General features: G+C 43.0%; 19 protein-coding genes. 5 read left to right on the top strand and 14 right to left on the bottom strand.

The annotated features are described in order from the left end of the window. Nucleotides 1-134 precede the first annotated feature (134 nt). The gene (locus tag IGI71_RS15245; RefSeq protein WP_240934943.1) at nucleotides 135-1,166 is read left to right on the top strand and encodes a hypothetical protein; all 1,032 of its coding nucleotides are present in this window, start codon (nucleotides 135-137) and stop codon (nucleotides 1,164-1,166) included. A 100-nt stretch (nucleotides 1,167-1,266) separates the two neighbouring features. Here the strand turns inward: IGI71_RS15245 and IGI71_RS15250 are convergent, their stop codons facing one another. The 3 genes from IGI71_RS15250 to IGI71_RS15260 are packed head-to-tail and all read right to left on the bottom strand — an operon-like array spanning nucleotide 1,267 to nucleotide 2,869. Beyond that, the gene (locus IGI71_RS15250) at nucleotides 1,267-1,566 is read right to left on the bottom strand and encodes a hypothetical protein (protein WP_005227832.1); all 300 of its coding nucleotides are present in this window, start codon (nucleotides 1,564-1,566) and stop codon (nucleotides 1,267-1,269) included. Continuing rightward, the gene (locus tag IGI71_RS15255) at nucleotides 1,567-2,130 is read right to left on the bottom strand and encodes a cysteine hydrolase family protein (RefSeq protein ID WP_123834449.1); all 564 of its coding nucleotides are present in this window, start codon (nucleotides 2,128-2,130) and stop codon (nucleotides 1,567-1,569) included. It lies immediately after the preceding gene. Between the two features lie 43 nt (nucleotides 2,131-2,173). Further along, nucleotides 2,174-2,869, bottom strand: a complete 696-nt coding sequence (locus tag IGI71_RS15260; RefSeq protein ID WP_081117805.1) for a 5'-methylthioadenosine/adenosylhomocysteine nucleosidase — start codon at nucleotides 2,867-2,869, stop codon at nucleotides 2,174-2,176. A 151-nt stretch (nucleotides 2,870-3,020) separates the two neighbouring features. On the opposite strand from IGI71_RS15260, the gene IGI71_RS15265 reads away from it, so the two are divergent. Next, the gene (locus tag IGI71_RS15265) at nucleotides 3,021-3,623 is read left to right on the top strand and encodes a class I SAM-dependent methyltransferase (protein ID WP_123834447.1); all 603 of its coding nucleotides are present in this window, start codon (nucleotides 3,021-3,023) and stop codon (nucleotides 3,621-3,623) included. Nucleotides 3,624-3,681: 58 nt separating this feature from the next. On the opposite strand, the gene macP is transcribed toward IGI71_RS15265, so the two are convergent. Together macP and IGI71_RS15275 are read right to left on the bottom strand one after the other, a co-directional pair. Continuing rightward, nucleotides 3,682-3,978 carry a cell wall synthase accessory phosphoprotein MacP gene (gene macP / locus IGI71_RS15270; protein WP_005227820.1) on the bottom strand — a complete coding sequence of 99 codons (297 nt, stop codon included), beginning with the start codon at nucleotides 3,976-3,978 and terminating at the stop codon, nucleotides 3,682-3,684. Beyond that, complete coding sequence (locus IGI71_RS15275) at nucleotides 3,971-4,549, bottom strand: NUDIX hydrolase (RefSeq protein ID WP_005227818.1); 579 nt, start codon at nucleotides 4,547-4,549, stop codon at nucleotides 3,971-3,973. Before IGI71_RS15275 ends, macP begins: the two co-directional genes overlap by 8 nt. 218 nt (nucleotides 4,550-4,767) lie before the next feature. Here IGI71_RS15275 and IGI71_RS15280 point away from each other — a divergent pair, with 218 nt between their 5' ends. Continuing rightward, nucleotides 4,768-5,409: a 5-bromo-4-chloroindolyl phosphate hydrolysis family protein gene (locus tag IGI71_RS15280; protein WP_010749055.1), complete on the top strand. Its 642-nt coding sequence runs from the start codon at nucleotides 4,768-4,770 to the stop codon at nucleotides 5,407-5,409. Between the two features lie 98 nt (nucleotides 5,410-5,507). Beyond that, nucleotides 5,508-6,701: a toxic anion resistance protein gene (locus IGI71_RS15285; RefSeq protein ID WP_060792554.1), complete on the top strand. Its 1,194-nt coding sequence runs from the start codon at nucleotides 5,508-5,510 to the stop codon at nucleotides 6,699-6,701. A 102-nt stretch (nucleotides 6,702-6,803) separates the two neighbouring features. Here IGI71_RS15285 and IGI71_RS15290 read toward each other — a convergent pair whose 3' ends face one another. The 8 genes from IGI71_RS15290 to IGI71_RS15325 all read right to left on the bottom strand — a co-directional run bounded on the left by IGI71_RS15290 (nucleotide 6,804) and on the right by IGI71_RS15325 (nucleotide 14,661). Next, a complete protein-coding gene (locus tag IGI71_RS15290) occupies nucleotides 6,804-7,721 on the bottom strand; it encodes a D-ribose ABC transporter substrate-binding protein (protein ID WP_074934049.1) in 918 nt (305 codons plus the stop codon). A gap of 18 nt (nucleotides 7,722-7,739) precedes the next feature. After that, a complete protein-coding gene (locus IGI71_RS15295; RefSeq protein ID WP_086337773.1) occupies nucleotides 7,740-8,693 on the bottom strand; it encodes an ABC transporter permease in 954 nt (317 codons plus the stop codon). 1 nt (nucleotide 8,694) lies between these two features. After that, nucleotides 8,695-10,179, bottom strand: a complete 1,485-nt coding sequence (locus tag IGI71_RS15300) for a sugar ABC transporter ATP-binding protein (protein ID WP_060792555.1) — start codon at nucleotides 10,177-10,179, stop codon at nucleotides 8,695-8,697. A 19-nt stretch (nucleotides 10,180-10,198) separates the two neighbouring features. Then, entirely contained in the window at nucleotides 10,199-10,594 is a 396-nt protein-coding gene (gene rbsD / locus IGI71_RS15305; protein WP_275853884.1) for a D-ribose pyranase, read from the bottom strand. Beyond that, complete coding sequence (gene rbsK, locus IGI71_RS15310; RefSeq protein ID WP_181409218.1) at nucleotides 10,569-11,474, bottom strand: ribokinase; 906 nt, start codon at nucleotides 11,472-11,474, stop codon at nucleotides 10,569-10,571. The genes rbsD and rbsK overlap by 26 nt, the downstream gene beginning before the upstream one ends. Further along, a complete protein-coding gene (locus IGI71_RS15315; RefSeq protein WP_167827318.1) occupies nucleotides 11,467-12,453 on the bottom strand; it encodes a LacI family DNA-binding transcriptional regulator in 987 nt (328 codons plus the stop codon). Before IGI71_RS15315 ends, rbsK begins: the two co-directional genes overlap by 8 nt. Before the next feature lie 229 nt (nucleotides 12,454-12,682). After that, nucleotides 12,683-14,014 carry a sensor histidine kinase gene (locus IGI71_RS15320; RefSeq protein ID WP_074934045.1) on the bottom strand — a complete coding sequence of 444 codons (1,332 nt, stop codon included), beginning with the start codon at nucleotides 14,012-14,014 and terminating at the stop codon, nucleotides 12,683-12,685. Continuing rightward, entirely contained in the window at nucleotides 14,008-14,661 is a 654-nt protein-coding gene (locus IGI71_RS15325; RefSeq protein ID WP_430616357.1) for a response regulator transcription factor, read from the bottom strand. The genes IGI71_RS15320 and IGI71_RS15325 overlap by 7 nt, the downstream gene beginning before the upstream one ends. Nucleotides 14,662-14,729: 68 nt before the next feature. Between IGI71_RS15325 and IGI71_RS15330 the strand changes: the two genes are divergently transcribed. Then, nucleotides 14,730-15,920, top strand: coding sequence for an IS256-like element ISLgar5 family transposase (locus tag IGI71_RS15330; RefSeq protein ID WP_202546025.1), 1,191 nt, complete (start codon nucleotides 14,730-14,732; stop codon nucleotides 15,918-15,920). Nucleotides 15,921-16,112: 192 nt separating this feature from the next. Here the strand turns inward: IGI71_RS15330 and IGI71_RS15335 are convergent, their stop codons facing one another. Continuing rightward, nucleotides 16,113-16,271: a hypothetical protein gene (locus tag IGI71_RS15335; RefSeq protein ID WP_430615881.1), complete on the bottom strand. Its 159-nt coding sequence runs from the start codon at nucleotides 16,269-16,271 to the stop codon at nucleotides 16,113-16,115. Nucleotides 16,272-16,297 lie beyond the last annotated feature (26 nt).

Consider the following 16,297-nt stretch of genomic DNA (forward strand, 5'->3'; position numbering starts at 1 on the left):
CGAAATAACTAATCCTACATTTTTTAAACAAATTAATCAATTTTAAATAAAATAATTCATCTTTCTCTTTTTATATGATAAATTTAACTTGTATAACACGTGTTGTCAAACTTTAATTATGAGGAGGAATTGAAATGAAGCAAAAATTGAAGCAAAAATATTCAGTTATATTGCTACTTGTCGTTTTACTGAGTGGTTTTTTCTCACCAATCACGGCATATGCTGTCAGTGAGAGTGGCAATTTTGCAGATGTTCCTGATGACCATTACGAAAAAGCGAATCTATTGGTCGCCCTTGAAGAAGAGCTAGTAGAAATCGGTTTATCTTTGGAAATCCTTGCTAATACGAGTATCGATTTTGAAAATTTACAGTACCAGTCACTAATGCCAACAGAGGAGCGTTCAGAAAGAAATTTACCAGCTGTTACGCCGGTCGTTCCTTTTGAGTTTCCTAAAGTCAAACAATTTGCCACTAGAATTTACGGGAACAATCCCACCAATGATCAACTTATGCACACATTTATGCTTTATTATTTTGATGTGCATGATTATGAGCGCAATGCTGGGCTGGTGGGTGACAGACTTCCCCTTCGTTACTACCCTGAATATTACACCTTCAATGACACCAATGCTTACAATGCCTTTCTTAGAACCACTATGGGAACCAAGTACTTGAATTTTGCGTTATCATCTTATAATGCGGTAACTAGTCTTAAAGATTATTTTTCAAATCTAGATATCTACAACTTTAAAAATCATGTCTCTAACGTAAAAAAATCCATTGCGGGATATAAGAACGCTGATGAATTGAAGTCTATTGCCGAGGACCTCTTTGAATATTTCACTGAAGAAAAATCTTCATTAGAATCCATAAACTCCCCAGAAAAATTCATGGAAGAAATTTCCAAGATGATCGATACACAAGAAACCATTGATCAAGCTTCGAAAAAGGCTTTAAAAGGGATGTATGACACCGTTTTAGACTCTGTCTTTCTTTTACTCCTGGGTGCAAATCCAATTGGGATAGCGGGAATTGCTACCATGTATGTTACCGCTATGGCGACAATGTACGTATCTATTATTGATCTTGCTGCCATCAATACTTTAGCGGGTACACGAAACAGCCGGCTAAACTTTAGACAGCTTAATAATTGGGGTATGTGGTAGCAAATAAAAATCAATTTGTTACATAACCCACCCATTAATATATAAAGAAGGAGCCTTCGGAAATCAATTGATTTTCGAAGGCTCCTTCTTCTATCGTTGTTTATTTCTGTAAAGCTTTTTTCATCATACTGATCACAGAATCGAATTGGGAATGCTCATTGACGACTTGATCGGCTTTTTGCCGATTGGGGCGGTCTTTTAGAAAGTCGAAGATTTGGTTTTCATTCTGGATGCCTAATTTAGCCATAAACTCATCCAAGTTCTGAAAATCCGTATACTTTTGTAAGAAGTCATTGTTCAACAACGCCTTCACATCAAGATCCCCTTTTTGATACGCTTGATAAAGGCTAGTCAGTTCACTGAAACTGAAATTTGCTTTTAATTGATCCATCCATCCCATTTATGCTTCCTCCTTCGCAGAAATGATTTTCGCACCAAGGGTATTTTCAAAATGGCGTAGTGCCCATTCATGTCCGACCGCGTCAAAGCTGGCAACGGTATTTGCATCGATCACCAGTTTGTAGCCTAAATTATAGGCATCCACTGCTGTATGCAAGACACAGATGTCGGTACAAACACCGGTCAGGTACAATTCCGTGATCCCTCTTTCCCGCAGTCGGATGTCCAAGTCGGTACCGCTAAAGGCTGAGTAATGGCGCTTGTCGATCCAATAGACATTTGGCGCTTCCTGATAGTTTTCATAAAGCGGGGCTAAACGACCATAAAGATGTCGCCCCGCACTGCCCGCAAGATTGTGAGGTGGGAACAAGCGGTTTTCAGGATGATAGTTGTCTGTTTCCTCATGACGATCGATGGCAAAAACGACAAATTCACCGGCTTCGATAAAGGCTTGCGTCCGAGCCACTAAGGCAGCTTCAATCGCTTGCCCAGCAGCACCCGTGGTCAATCGTCCCTCATCTGCAACAAAATCAAACGTATAATCAATGGATAGTAATGCTCTCATGCTTCCTTCCTCCTCTTACGAATCGGCTCTCTTGTTTTTTAAGTTACTTTAATGTTTCAACGAATGCCAAGACCATTTCAGCGGAACGCTTGCCAGCTTCTAAGATAAACTCATCAAAAGAGACGGTTGCTGCGTGGTCGGCGGTGTCGCTGATCGCGCGCACGATCAAGAAAGGAATATTGAATTGCTGCGCGGTCTGTGCGATCGCGGCTCCTTCCATCTCACAAGCCAAGGCATCTGGAAAATGTCCTAAAATCTCCTGTACTTTTTGCGGGTCATTGATAAAACTATCGCCGGTAACGATAAGTCCCTTTTTCACGGTATGATGGGTCGCTTCTGCGGCTTTCGTCATCTCACTGATCAAATAGCGGCTGGCTTCATAATACAAAGGCATCCCACCAGGCAGCTGGCCATATTCATAACCAAAGCCCGTCACATCGACATCAAAATAGGCCACTTTATCTGAAATCACTAAATCCCCTACTTGTAAGCCGGCACCGATCCCACCAGCTGATCCAGTATTGATCACCATATTGACCCCGTATTGTTGGATCAATAAACTAGTGGTGATCGATGCCAGAACTTTGCCGATACCTGAACGAACGACGATCACTTCATGATTGCCGATACTTCCTGAAATAAATAGTGCGCCGCCGCGTTCCCAAGAAAGCGGTGAAATCAACTGTTCCCGCAACGCCTTGATTTCTTCCTCCATTGCACCAATAATACCAATTTTCATGTGTTTGCCTCCTGCTTCTCGTTTATTTTTCACCCTTTAAAATGAAAAACAACAGAAATTCCCACGTATCTACTGACGTGTTTTTCTCCTTTCATGATAAACTAGTTTTGACGAAACGAACAGTTTTTTGTCATTATAAAAGGAGGCACTTATGTCTGAAATTTTCAACGCCATGGCAGCAAAATACGATACCCCTGAACGGATCGCGTTAGCACAATTAGTCACCCAAACCCTTGAACCTTATTTTAAAGACAACCAGCACCACACTCTGATCGATATCGGCGGCGGTACCGGCCTAGTAAGTCTGCCCTTAGCAGCTTATATCCAGCACTTAGCCATCTGGGATACTGCCCCTAACATGATCGAGGTTTCTGAAAAAAAAATCAACCAACTGCAGCTGGCCAATGCTTCTGCAACTGTCCACGATCTGCTGCAAGAATCCTTACAAGCAAAAGCAGACGCTGTGCTGCTATCCCTCGTCTTGCTGCATATTCCTGACACAGCCGCTATGATAGAAAAACTATACGCCTTGCTGCAGCCAGGAGGAACCCTTTATCTAGTGGATTTCCTCAAAAATCCCGCCGTATCTCACCCGCTGGTTCATAATGGGTTTGATCCTTCCGCATTGACTCAACTGGCAGAGACGACTGGGTTTACTGCCACTTCCTTTACCGTTTTTCATGAAGCGGATCATTTGTTCATGAATCAGCCAGCGGCCATGTTTTTAGCTATTTTGAAAAAGCCGACCGAATAACAAAAAAAGCCGCACTTGCAGAAGATGCAGGGGCGGCTTTTTCTTAGTACTAGAAGAATCACAACAAAAAGATCGCCAAACCAACGACGACTAACAATAAAGTGACGATCACAATGGCTTTCATTAAAAAACGGTTCAGATCCCGAGATTTCTGGTTCTCACCGGCACGGGTCTTCGTGATTTCTTTGTTTTTCTTGCGCACTTTTCGGTAGTGGTTATCAATTTGTTTTTCTTTTTGTTTCCATTCTTTCTTGCTTTGCTTTTCTACGATTTGCTGATTGCGTTCAGCTGCCGCTTGTTCTTCTTCGCGTCTGCGTCGAAGCTCACTGCGGGTGATCAATGGTTCTTTAGGCAAGTCCGTTCCTCCGTTTCAATTCCAGCAACTCCCAAAATTGGATCGCAAACACGGTCTTCGCATCACAGATCGTTCCATCAGCGATAGCGGCTTGTGCTTGCTCTAAGGTCAATTCATAGACTTCCAGCACTTCATCTTCGTCTTGCGGTAAGGGATTTGTCACTTTTTCCAGCTCTTTGGCATAATAGACGTGCAAGAGCTCATTAGCAAAGCCTGGTGAAAGGTACATAGAAGAAACGTGCTCCAGCGTTTTTGCACGATAGCCAGTCTCTTCTTCTAATTCCCGGGCGCCAGTCAAATCTGGACGAGCGCCTTCTCCTGGATCGATTTTTCCTGCTGGTATTTCTAAAATCACTCGCTCTAACGGTTTTCTGAATTGGCGAACAAACAGCATTTTGTTCTCACTTGTCAAGGCGATCACGGCAACACCACCAGGGTGAAAGACTAGTTCGCGTTTACTGGTCCCGCCATTTGGCAAGGAGACATCATCAACGACCACATCAATGATCTTGCCATGAAAAATTTCATTCCGTTGGATCGTTTTTTCTTCAAAATCTTTAAATTCTAACATCTATCGACACCTAACTTTCCTCATACGTCTTATCTATCAAACACTTTAGCATAATTTAGAAAAAATATCTTCTTAAGAAATAGCAAGAAAGCTTATGAATTTACTAAAAATCGGAAAATCCACCCCAAGTCTGATATTTTTCTTTTAGTGAACATGCTAAAATAAAGATGTCGAATAACCCAATCTACTTGTCCAAGAGATTTTTAGGAGGAGGAAAAATGAAAAAAAACATCTGGCTGATCGTTGGTGCGATCGTCCTCATCAGTATTATTTTTAACGTAGTAGGCGATTCATTTGCGAGCCTATTATTAATCGTCGGTGCGATTTTAGTCTACGTCGGTATTAGAGGGCGTAAAGTTCCAGCAGCCGATCCACAAGTTTTGCCTTCTTTAACGAGAGAACGAGAAGCCCATTACTTGAAAAGCGGAATGACTGCTCGTGAGATCGAATTGTTCCGTGAAACGATGAATCAGACGAAACACCAAATCGATAAATACCAAAAAAATATCACTAGCAATAACAAGTTAAAAGCCATTGACTTGCGTCACGATGCCTTGCGTGCCTCAAAAGCTCTTTTCAAAGAACTCGTGAAAGAACCGACCAAACTGCCTTTGGCAAGTCATTTCCTTTATACACACTTGCCCAACATGGTCGATTTGACCGATAAGTTCATTGAAATCAATAGCCATGAGATCAAAAGTCGTGAGACCTATGATAAAATCGAGGAAAGCACCCAAATCATCGAGCAAATGGCTTCCTTGATCGCCAAAGACTACTCCCAATTTGTAGCAGACGATCTTGATGACATGGATGTTGAGTTATCCATTGCCAAACAAAGCATAAAACGAGATAATGAATAGGGATAGATTCTGATTGGCAACAAGAAAAGAATCTAAAAAAAAAATCTAGCCCAGGCTAGATTTTTTTCGAAAGCAGACAATTATTAGGAGGAGTTATTATGAGTGAAACACCAAATCAAGCAAAACCCGTAACGGATACGCTTGACGATTTATTGAACAACCCATTTTCAACCCCTGTCGACACTTTGACCACCACTCAACAAGCGGAAATCAGTCAGCTGAAAGAACAACAAACGGCACCGCGTTTGATTGATAAATTACCGCCAGAGCGTCAAGCACAGGCCCAAGAATTAGCCAGCAAAATCGATGCGACCGACCAGCAAGCGGTCATCACCTATGGTGCAGCTGCCCAAACCAAACTTGGAGAGTTTTCCCAATCCATGTTGAACCATGTCCAAGCAGCTGATATCGGCCCTGTGGGCGACTCATTGACGGAGTTGATGTATCGCTTGCAAGAAGCCAATCCAGACGAACTGCGTGCAGGGGAAGGCAACTTATTCAAGCGAATGTTTGGTAAAGTAAAACAATCCATTTTTGAAATCACCGCTAAATACCAAAAAATCGGTGCCCAAATCGACAAGATCGCCGTCAAATTGGATAAAGAAAAAGACGGATTGCTAAAAGACAACATGATGTTGGAACAGTTGTATCAAAAGAACAAAGATTACTTTGATGCATTGAACATCTACATTGCCGCTGGCGAGTTGAAGATGCAAGAATTGCAAACCAAAATCATTCCTGAAGCCATGAAAAAAGCAGAAGAAACGAATGATCAAATGGACGTACAGATCGCCAACGATTACACGCAATTTCTTGATCGTTTAGACAAACGAACTCATGACTTGCGCTTGGCACGTCAAATCACGATCCAACAGGCACCGCAAATTCGCCTGATCCAAAATACGAACCAAGCGCTAGCAGAAAAAATCCAAGCTTCTGTCAATACAGCGATCCCACTATGGAAAAACCAAGTGGTGATTGCCTTGACTTTATTGCGTCAAAAAGATGCAGTTACGGCACAACGCCAAGTTTCTGAGACCACCAATGATCTATTGAAGAAAAACTCAGAAATGTTGAAAGTTTCTGCTATTGAAACAGCGAAAGAAAACGAGCGCGGTATCGTCGATATCGAAACCTTGCAAAAAACACAAAACGACCTTGTGGAAACGATCCAAGAAACATTACGGATCCAAAAAGAAGGAAAAGAAAAACGTCGTGCTGCCGAAGTGGAATTGGGTCATCTAGAAGAAGACTTGAAAGACCGCTTATTGGATTTAACCAGCAACAAGTAAACGAAACGCCACGTATTAAAGAAAGCCCCTCTTTGGTGACCTAAATGGTCAGCCAAAGAGGGGCTTTCTATGTTGAAAGTAGGAAATGCATTGAGCGTCTACCTATTTTTTCACCAACTCTAATGGTGAATCGATTTGTTCAGCGACTGTTTTTCCTTGGAAATGGTCAAACGCTGCCTGCAATGCAAGGCGGCCCATTTCTTCTGGTTTTTGAGCGATCGTTGCCGTCATTCTACCTTCTTCGATGGCTTTGAGTCCGTCTTCAGTACCGTCAAACCCGACAATCACTACGCCTTCTCGGTTTCCCATCGCTTCGGCTGCCCCTAAAGCCATTTCATCGTTTTGAGCAAAGACGCCTTGAATGTCATTGTTGGCTTGGAGGATATTTTCCATAACCGTTAATCCTTCTGCTCGATTGAAGTTTGCGGATTGCTTTTCAACAACATCCAGTTTGTCTTTGGCATAATCATCAAAGCCTTTTCCTCGCTCTCTGGTTGCAGAAGCGCCAGGGACGCCTTCAAGTTCTACCACTTTTGCGTTTTCCCCTAATTGTTCGAGAATAAATTCTGCTGCCATTTTCCCACCTTCTTCGTTATTGGAGGCAACCGTCGTCAAAAGCGTTCCCCCATCGCTACTACGGTCGATGGCGATAACTGGGATATTGGCATTATTAGCGGCTTCAACAGCTGGGACGATAGCAGCAGAATCAACGGGATTGATCAAAAGCACATCCACGCCTTGTTGGATCAAATCATCAATATCATTGCTTTGCTTGGCAGTATCATCTTGGGCATCAACAAAGCGTACATCGGTGTCATTTTCCTCAGCCAATTGATTGATCCCCTCTTGCATGGAAACAAAAAACGGGTTATTGAGGGTGGAGATCGATACACCAACTGTCAATTCTGAAGCTGCTTTTTCCTCACTTTGTGTCTCACTACTGCCACCGTTGTCCAATGTTGCCGCTCCACATCCAGAAAGTACCAATACGCCTGCTGCCAATAAAAACATTTTTTTCATAATAGATCCTCCTATTTTTTATTTCCTTTTCCGATCCAGTAACACTGCAATTACGATCACGATCCCTTTAACGATTTGTTGATAAAAACTTGAGACACCCAATAGATTTAGACCATTGTTCAACGTACCAATGATCAATGCCCCGATCAACGTGCCAAAAATTCTGCCTCTTCCACCAGATAAGCTCGTACCACCTAAAACGACTGCTGCAATCGCATCCATCTCATAGGCTTGCCCTGCTGTTGGTTGCGCAGAATTCAACCTAGAAGTGATGATCATGCCACTGATTGAAGCCATCAATCCAGAGATCGAATAAATGATCAGTTTTATCTTATCGATTTTCACACCAGCAATAAAAGCGGCCTTTTCATTGCCACCGATGGCATAGGTTTTTCGTCCGAAGGCGGTGCGATGAAGCAACAAGAACAAAAGAAAGAACACGAGAAACATCAATACGACTGGAAAAGGAATCCCGAAAAGATACCCACGACCAATAAAGCTGAATAGAAAGCTGTCACCTAGTCCAGTGATTGGATTTCCATTGGTGTACACTAAGGTAGCGCCCCGATAGATCGTCATCGTTGCTAAGGTTGCGATAAACGGCGCCATTTTTCCTTTTGAGATCAGTAGTCCATTCAACGCACCAAGGATCGCTCCGCTTAGTAACCCAATCAAAATAGCGACTAAAGGTGACACCCCATTGGCCATCATTCCTGCTGTCAAGGCACTGGAAAGTGCCAAGGTGGACCCTACAGACAAATCAATGCCCCCAGTCAAAATGACAAAGGTCATTCCAAATGCAATAAAGCCATTCGCTGCGACTTGCCGCAAAAGATTCAACAAATTACTGGGTGATAAAAAGCTTGGATTTAAGGCAGTGACAGCAGCCACTAGAGCAATCAAAGCGAGTAAAGGTCCCAATTTACTAATTGATTCCGAGAGTTGTTTTGTTTTCATACCACTTTTTTCCATATTAGTTTCCTCCTGTCGCATACGTCATGATCTTCTCTTGTGTGGCTTCTTGCCGAGAGAGTTCCCCTGATATTTTTCCTTCGTGTAAAACAATGATGCGATCGCTGACACCTAGCACTTCTGGTAGATCACTAGAAACCATCAAAATCGCAATACCACGTTCCGCTAACTCATTCATCAGCTGATAAATCTCTCGTTTGGCACCTACGTCTACTCCGCGTGTCGGTTCATCTAAAATCAATACTTTTGGTCCGACACCGATCCACTTCGCCAAAACCACTTTTTGCTGATTTCCACCAGAAAGCTCGCTGGCTAAATTCTGGGCACTCATCGTTTTGATGCGTAAGCGCTCGATCATTAACGCAACGAAACTGGCTTCAGTCTTGCTATCGACCATGCCTGTTTTGACAAAATTATCAATGCTGGGCAAACTGATATTATCGGTCAGGGAAAAGTCTAAGACCAAGCCTTCCGTTTTCCGATTTTCTGTTAGAAAGCCAAAGCCATTGGCGATTGCCTTTGAAGGCGAAGAGTTTTTCACTTCTTGCCCTTCGACGATTAAGGTACCGCTTTCAATTTCATCTAAACCAAATATTCCTCGCATGACTTCTGTGCGTCCAGCACCCATTAAACCTGAGAACCCAAGGATCTCACCTGCTCTGACTTGAAAATTGATGCCTTGGTAAACTTTAGAAGCTGCTGTTAAATTTTTTACTTCAAAAACGACTTCACCGATCTGCGCTTGTTTTTCTGGATAATAATCAGCTAACTCTCTACCGACCATTTTCTTCACGACCTCATCCATCGTTGTATCCTGCGTCTTTTTCGTATCGATCGATAGACCATCCCGCATCACAGTGATCTTGTCACTTATTTTGAAAATCTCCTCCATTCGGTGAGAGATATAAACGATCGCTACGCCGTTTTCTTTCAAGCGACGAATGATTTGAAACAAATTATTAATTTCCTTATCCGACAAGGCAGCAGTCGGTTCATCCATGATCAACACCTTGGCATCAGTCATCAGCGCTTTCGTGATCTCGATCATTTGCTGTTGCCCGACTGATAGTTCATCCACTTCTTTTTGAAGGGGGATCTGAATCCCTAACTGTTCAAAGACTGCCTGCGCTTTGCTTGCCATTTTCTTCGTATCTAGTAGCCCAAAGGTGGTTTTCAATTCCCGATTCAAGAATAAGTTATCCAATACAGTCATCTGTTCCCAGTTATTCATTTCTTGATGGATAAAGCTCACACCGGCTTGTTCGGCTTCCTTCGGATCGGCGTAGTTCGTTTCTTTGCCATCGATCAAAATCGTCCCTGCATCTTTGGCATGTAACCCAGTTAAAATGTTCATCAACGTTGACTTGCCTGCCCCATTTTCTCCCATTAGGGCATGGATTTCTCCAGGGTACAATGTTAGTGAGACATCTCTTAACACTTGATTCTTCCCAAAGGATTTCTCAATATTGCTCATCTCGACTTGCACATGATTTCCTCCTGTCTCTTTAGAAGATAACGGCTGCTTGTAAAATAATGTTTGAATAGGGTGTCGCTTCCCCTGTTCGAATAATGGCTTTGCTTTCCTTTGTTTCTCCTTTGAATGCCTCATGTGGAACAAAACGAATCGGAACATTCGGGAACGTTTTTTGAATCAATTGCCACTGCTCCGCATTCTCCGTTTTTATTTCCTCTGCTAAAACGATCGCCTCGATTGCCATCTCTTGTTGCATTACTAATAACACCTCTTCAAAACTCGGACTACCTAGTTTTAATGCCAGATCGATTTTTTTCACCCCTGTGGGTACTGGCAACCCCAAGTCCCCGATCGTAAGCTGATCGGTGTGGCCTAAATCCGCCAATAATTTGTCGATCTCACTATTTAATGCCCCATGCTTCTTCATACAATGGACTCTCCTTCATTTCCTTTAATGTAGGCATTCCGCCTTGAGCACCATATCCTTTGACGGAGATTGCTGCTGCTAAGTTGGCAAAGGCAATGGCGTTTTCTAAGGGAACACCTGCTAAAATCCCTACTGCTAATGCACCATTGAAGGTATCACCAGCTCCCGTAGTATCGACCGCAGCAACTGGAAAGGCAGGAACTAAGACCTCCGACTTCCCATTATGGAAAATCGCTCCTTTGGCACCTAGGGTAACGATCAATCGATTAGGGTAGGCTGCTAAAACGTCAGCAAGCTTTTGATTGGGGAAAAGCAACTTAAACTCATGTTCATTAGGGGTCAGATACCCCACCTTAGATAACATACGCGGATTGAGCTTTCTCGCAGGTGCTGGATTATATAAAACAGGGATTTTTGCTTCCCAACACCAGTCGATGATGGCTTCATTGGCTTCTTGGGGAATCTCGTTTTGCAAAATCACTAAATCAGCCTCTGTGATGTTTGCTTTTATTTCGGAAAAGCGAGCTAAATCAAGCGCATTATTGGCACCGGGTATGACAATGATGCTATTGTCATTTTCATGCAAAATGATATGCGCGGCACCAGATGGAAAATGTGTAACGGGTTCCACATTCTCCGTAGAAACGCCGTTCACGTTTAAGTTTTCGACGATTTCATTTCCGAAACGATCGGTTCCTACATGGCCTAGCATTGCTACTTCTGCGCCTAAACGGCTAGCGGCGATGGCTTGGTTTGCTCCTTTGCCGCCAAAATTCGTGTCAAATTTTTCCCCAAAAACCGTTTCTCCTTGATTGGGTTTCACCTTCGTAGTGACTACAAAATCTGTTGCCATACTACCAATGACGATGATCTTATTCAATTGGCGTTCCTCCATTTCTTACTGTCTCTCTTTCTTCTAAATGAACAGGAAGGATGATTTTTTTCTGTTCAATAAATTGATCGTTGATCAATGCAAAGAGCATTTCTGCTCCTTTGTAACCTACTTGATAAGCAGGCTGATGGATCGTCGTCAAGCGTGGCACCACCAATTTACTGATGGGAATATCGTCATAGCCGATCACTTGAAGTTGTTCTGGGATCTTTACGCCATGATGATAAGCCTCTTGCATGATGGCAATCGCATGGGTATCGCTTGGGGCAATCACACTATCGACAGTGGGATGTTCTAAAAAAACTTGTTTCGCTGTCAAGGTCGCATCCTCTAAGAGAAAGGATGTGGATTTCACTAGTGCATAAGGAACTTGTGCTTTTTTCAATGTGTATTCAACACTCAATAAACGATCCCGAGCACGGGTGACAGATTCAGGCCCAGCAATCACGACTACCTTTTTGGGGTCACCTTTTAAGATCGCTTCAGCAGCAAGTTCGCCACCTTGAAGGTCATCCGAATAAACCCCATATTCGACATCTTGATCGATCCGATCCAAGACGACCGTCGGAATATTGCTTTGGGTACGATTTTTATTTTCGACAGCGGAAAGAATCCCCGCCACATTGTTTTGCTCAAACGCACGTAAATATTCATTGGCTTTCTCATTGTCTTCTTGAATGTTGCCAAGGATGACTTGATAGCCTTTTTTTTGTAGAAAGTCTTCGACGCCTTTGGCTACTAGCGGAAAAAACGGGTTGGATATATCAGGAAGTAGCAAACCAATCAATTTTGACTTTTTCTGATACAGTGAACGTGCGACTTCATTGGGGGAATAATTCAATTCATTGATCGCCTGATGGATTTTCTCACGGGCTTTTTCGCTCACATAGCCAGTCCCATTCATGGCTCTTGAAACTGTCGCCACGGAAAGTCCAGCTAAATTGGCGACATCTTTAATTGTTGTCATGTTGCTCCCCTCCTGTGTAACCGATTACACACATATCATAGCCGAACTTTGTGAAAATTGCAAGGAGAAATAAAAAAACTTTTTTCCCTTGGTGTCCCCTTCTCCTAAAAATGCGTTTTTGCTGCATAAATAGCCGCATTTCGAGAAAGCGAGACTTTCTCGAAATGCGGCAAAAGATTTGATGAGCGCAGCGACATATCTTTTATTTCCTAACGGTAAAGCTCATTTTTCAATGAAATGAAACTTCAAAGTGATTGACGCCGTCTTGATCCACCGTCAAACTGATTTGTGCCTGCAGCATTTCTGTGATGGCTTTGGCGATGGCTAAACCTAACCCATAGCCACCGTCTTGATGGTTGCGAGAAGGATCCCCGCGGTAGAAGCGATCAAAGACATAGGGAATTTTTTCTTCAGGGATCGGGCAACCACTGTTGGACACTTGCAGCACCGTTTTTCGTTGGCGTTCAACGAGTGCCACTGTGACGGTTTCTCCAGTAGGTGTATATTTCAAGGCATTGTCTACCAAAATCATGGTCAATTGCCGTAAGGCTTGCTCATTGCTTTCAAGGCGCACCTGTTTAGCGATCTGTTCCTGATAGTGGATCCCTTTTTCCAGTGCAATGGCCTCCATGCTTTGATAAACACTTTGCACGACTTGACTGGCATCAATCACCGAACGCACGACTTCTTGCTCGGCACTTTCGAATTTGGTCAGCATCAATAAGCTATTTACTAGCTCATCCATCCGTTCGGAACCTAACTGGATGTTTTCCAGCCATTTCATTTGGCTTTCCAAGGTTTCTTCTGGACTGCCAGCTAATACCTCAGCATTGACTTGAATGATCGCCAATGGTGTTTTCAACTCATGGGAAGCGTTAGAGACAAACTCTTTTTGTTTGCGCCAAGCCAGTTCCACTGGTCGTAAGGCTCGATTGGCGACATAAAAGCTAGCGATATAAATACTGACTAAGGCTAAGACCCCGATGATCAAAAGCGTGGTTCTTAAGTTGCTTAGACTGGTTTTGTAGTCGGTGACGTCAAAGAACAGCACTTGATAAAATGGCTCGTAATTATTGATACTAGTGGAATATTCCCCCGTCGAATCATGATTGATCGAATAATGACTAAAGGAAGTCACCAAAAAGAGCGCATACCGCCAATTTCGGCCATTCACCTTCACTTCGTTAGGGATCTCCCCTTGTTTCGCCGCTGCATCGACCAATGCTTCATAAAGCTCGTTTTGATCGACGCTCTCATCAATACTTTGAATCACGACATCCATTTGATCCACGTCGACTAGAGCGATTTCTCTGAACTCACTGGTACTATTCGTGATGGTCAACATCATTGGATACTCAGGTTCTGTCAGTGATTGCCGTACTTCCTCCTCATCCATAGGTACCGCAGCTAAGGTGTTGGCTTCTTGCGAGATCAATGATTGGATCTCGTTTTCAATTTGGGTGGCATTCAAAATATAGATAAAGGTAAAGGCACCTAAGACAATGATTGAGATCAACGCCATATTAAACCACAGCATTTTATTCCGTAATTTTTTTAACATGGCGGCTCCTTGCTCTGCAAAATATACCCCGCATTGCGGATCGTGCGAATGCCGATATCCGCTTCAAGCAGCGTCAGTTTTTTCCGCAGCAAAGACACATAGATCTCAACGCGGTTTTCTTCCACATCGGGATCAAAGCCCCAAATCTTATTGATGATGGTTTCTTTTGATAAAATCACTTTAGGTCTGGATAAAAATAGCTCCATCAGTTTCATTTCTTTGGGTGACAGCACCACTTGATTGGTCGTCGTAGCCAACTGCAGCTCATTACGCGCCAAGACCACATTGCCAAATGCTAACTGGTCTTCTTGATAATCCAAGTCTTTTCTTCTACTTAATGAACGAATCCGTGCCAGCAGCTCTTTCATTTGAAAGGGTTTCGTCAAGTAATCATCTGCCCCTGCATCCAAGCCGAGCACTTTGTCATCAACTTCGCTTTTGGCCGTCAACATAATGATCGGCGTGCGAATATTTTGCTTGCGTAACGTCTTTAGTAATGTGATCCCATCGATTTTTGGCAGCATGATATCCAAAACGAGAAGGTCATACACCCCACTTGCTGCGTAGTCCAACCCAGTCTCGCCATTATATGCCAAATCAACGGAATAATGCTGTTTTTTCGAGAGTGTAAAATATTTTGTGTAAATAGAAAAAAGGAAGTCCCTTCTGTAGAATAGAGTTACCACAACACATTCACAGAAGAGAGGACTTCCCTATGAACGATTTTACTACAGAAATTCTAAAGACTCTAGCGAACAAAGGCGATTTGAATGAATTATTCCGTGTCCATTTGGAGAAAGCAGTCAATACGCTTCTCAAAACGGAGTTAACGGCTTTCCTAGATTACGAAAAGTATGATCGCATTGGTTTTAACACGGGTAATTCTCGTAACGGCTCCTATGACCGTACGGTCAAGACCGAGTATGGGGAACTTCATCTCCAGATTCCGCGCGACCGCAATGGTGAGTTCAAGCAACAGACTGTTCCTGCTTATAGACGGACGAATGACACGTTAGAGGAGACCGTCATTCACCTCTTCCGAAAAGGTATTACCATGTCGGAAATCGCAGACTTGATTGAGAAAATGTATGGGCATCACTACACGCCCCAAACCATGTCCAATATAACAAAATCATTTACAGAAGAGGTAACGGCGTTTAAAGGGCGGGAGCTTCATGACCGTTATGCTGCTATTTATATGGACGCAACGTATATTCCGTTAAAGCGGAAAACCGTCGCCAAGGAAGCTATTCATATCGCAGTTGGCATTCGCCCGGACGGATCAAAGGAAGTATTGAGCTATGCGATTGCACCGACTGAATCCATCACGATTTGGGAGGAAATTTTATTGGACCTTCAAGAGCGCGGTTTGAAAAATGTCCTCCTGTTCATCACGGATGGCTTAAAGGGGATGGTAGGAGCGATTAGTCGGTTCTATCCCAAAGCTCGTTTTCAACATTGTTGTGTACACGTTTCCCGTAATATCAGTCACAAAGTGCGTGTCGATGATCGTAAGGAAGTCTGTGATGATTTTAAAATGGTGTATCAAGCCTCATCTAAAGAGGTGGCGTTGGAAGCACGTGGTGCTTTTGCGGAAAAATGGAAAACCAGCTATCCAAAAGTGGTTGAATCGATTCTTTCGAACGCTCACTTGCTCACTTTCTATGATTTCCCCTTGGCCATACGCAAGAGTATTTATTCTACGAACTTGATTGAATCCTTTAATAAGCAAATCAAGAAATACAGCCACCGCAAGGAACAGTTCCAAAACGAAGAGTCGATGGAACGTTTCTTAGTCTCGTCTTTTGATACTTACAACCAAAAATTCCTAGGTCGCAGTCATAAAGGCTTTCAACAGGCCGAAGGCGAACTTGAACAAATGCTAAGCCAACTGATTGAGAATTAGAAACAATCTGCAGTAGGGAAGAATCATTTACACAAAATTATTGACGCTCCCGTTTTTTCAATAAGCTGGCAACCGCTTCTGCGATCGATGGCTCATCTTCTACGAATAAGATCCGCATCGGTCAGTCCCCCTTTTACACTCATCATTTCTTTTTTCAATCACTTTTCGGTAAGCACAATCATTCCTGTAGGATCATTCCAATTGTTCTCCAATAAACCGTTCTGTTGAAACGATCCGCAAGTGTTCGCTGGATTGATGAATCCACATGTGTAGCAACAATGCTACCATACCGCTTAACAAAAAGACAAACAGCTTTTTCCTAAGGTCTTGAAAATTCTCTTGATGACGCATGGGTTTCCTCCTTTTTGCAGGTCATC

The organism is Enterococcus sp. DIV1279b (assembly GCF_050531515.1).
GTDB lineage: Bacteria > Bacillota > Bacilli > Lactobacillales > Enterococcaceae > Enterococcus_D > Enterococcus_D casseliflavus.

What these genes read in the sequence shown, in the direction of transcription:
- IGI71_RS15265 (WP_123834447.1), top strand. Translation starts at nt 3,021, where the DNA reads ATGTCTGAAATTTTCAACGCCATGGCAGCAAAATACGATACCCCTGAA.
- IGI71_RS15320 (WP_074934045.1), bottom strand. Translation starts at nt 14,014, where the DNA reads ATGTTAAAAAAATTACGGAATAAAATGCTGTGGTTTAATATGGCGTTG.
- IGI71_RS15245 (WP_240934943.1), top strand. Translation starts at nt 135, where the DNA reads ATGAAGCAAAAATTGAAGCAAAAATATTCAGTTATATTGCTACTTGTC.
- IGI71_RS15255 (WP_123834449.1), bottom strand. Translation starts at nt 2,130, where the DNA reads ATGAGAGCATTACTATCCATTGATTATACGTTTGATTTTGTTGCAGAT.
- IGI71_RS15275 (WP_005227818.1), bottom strand. Translation starts at nt 4,549, where the DNA reads ATGTTAGAATTTAAAGATTTTGAAGAAAAAACGATCCAACGGAATGAA.
- IGI71_RS15315 (WP_167827318.1), bottom strand. Translation starts at nt 12,453, where the DNA reads ATGACAACAATTAAAGATGTCGCCAATTTAGCTGGACTTTCCGTGGCG.
- IGI71_RS15290 (WP_074934049.1), bottom strand. Translation starts at nt 7,721, where the DNA reads ATGAAAAAAATGTTTTTATTGGCAGCAGGCGTATTGGTACTTTCTGGA.
- IGI71_RS15335 (WP_430615881.1), bottom strand. Translation starts at nt 16,271, where the DNA reads ATGCGTCATCAAGAGAATTTTCAAGACCTTAGGAAAAAGCTGTTTGTC.
- IGI71_RS15280 (WP_010749055.1), top strand. Translation starts at nt 4,768, where the DNA reads ATGAAAAAAAACATCTGGCTGATCGTTGGTGCGATCGTCCTCATCAGT.
- IGI71_RS15295 (WP_086337773.1), bottom strand. Translation starts at nt 8,693, where the DNA reads ATGGAAAAAAGTGGTATGAAAACAAAACAACTCTCGGAATCAATTAGT.
- IGI71_RS15260 (WP_081117805.1), bottom strand. Translation starts at nt 2,869, where the DNA reads ATGAAAATTGGTATTATTGGTGCAATGGAGGAAGAAATCAAGGCGTTG.
- IGI71_RS15330 (WP_202546025.1), top strand. Translation starts at nt 14,730, where the DNA reads ATGAACGATTTTACTACAGAAATTCTAAAGACTCTAGCGAACAAAGGC.
- rbsD (WP_275853884.1), bottom strand. Translation starts at nt 10,594, where the DNA reads ATGAAGAAGCATGGGGCATTAAATAGTGAGATCGACAAATTATTGGCG.
- IGI71_RS15250 (WP_005227832.1), bottom strand. Translation starts at nt 1,566, where the DNA reads ATGGGATGGATGGATCAATTAAAAGCAAATTTCAGTTTCAGTGAACTG.
- IGI71_RS15285 (WP_060792554.1), top strand. Translation starts at nt 5,508, where the DNA reads ATGAGTGAAACACCAAATCAAGCAAAACCCGTAACGGATACGCTTGAC.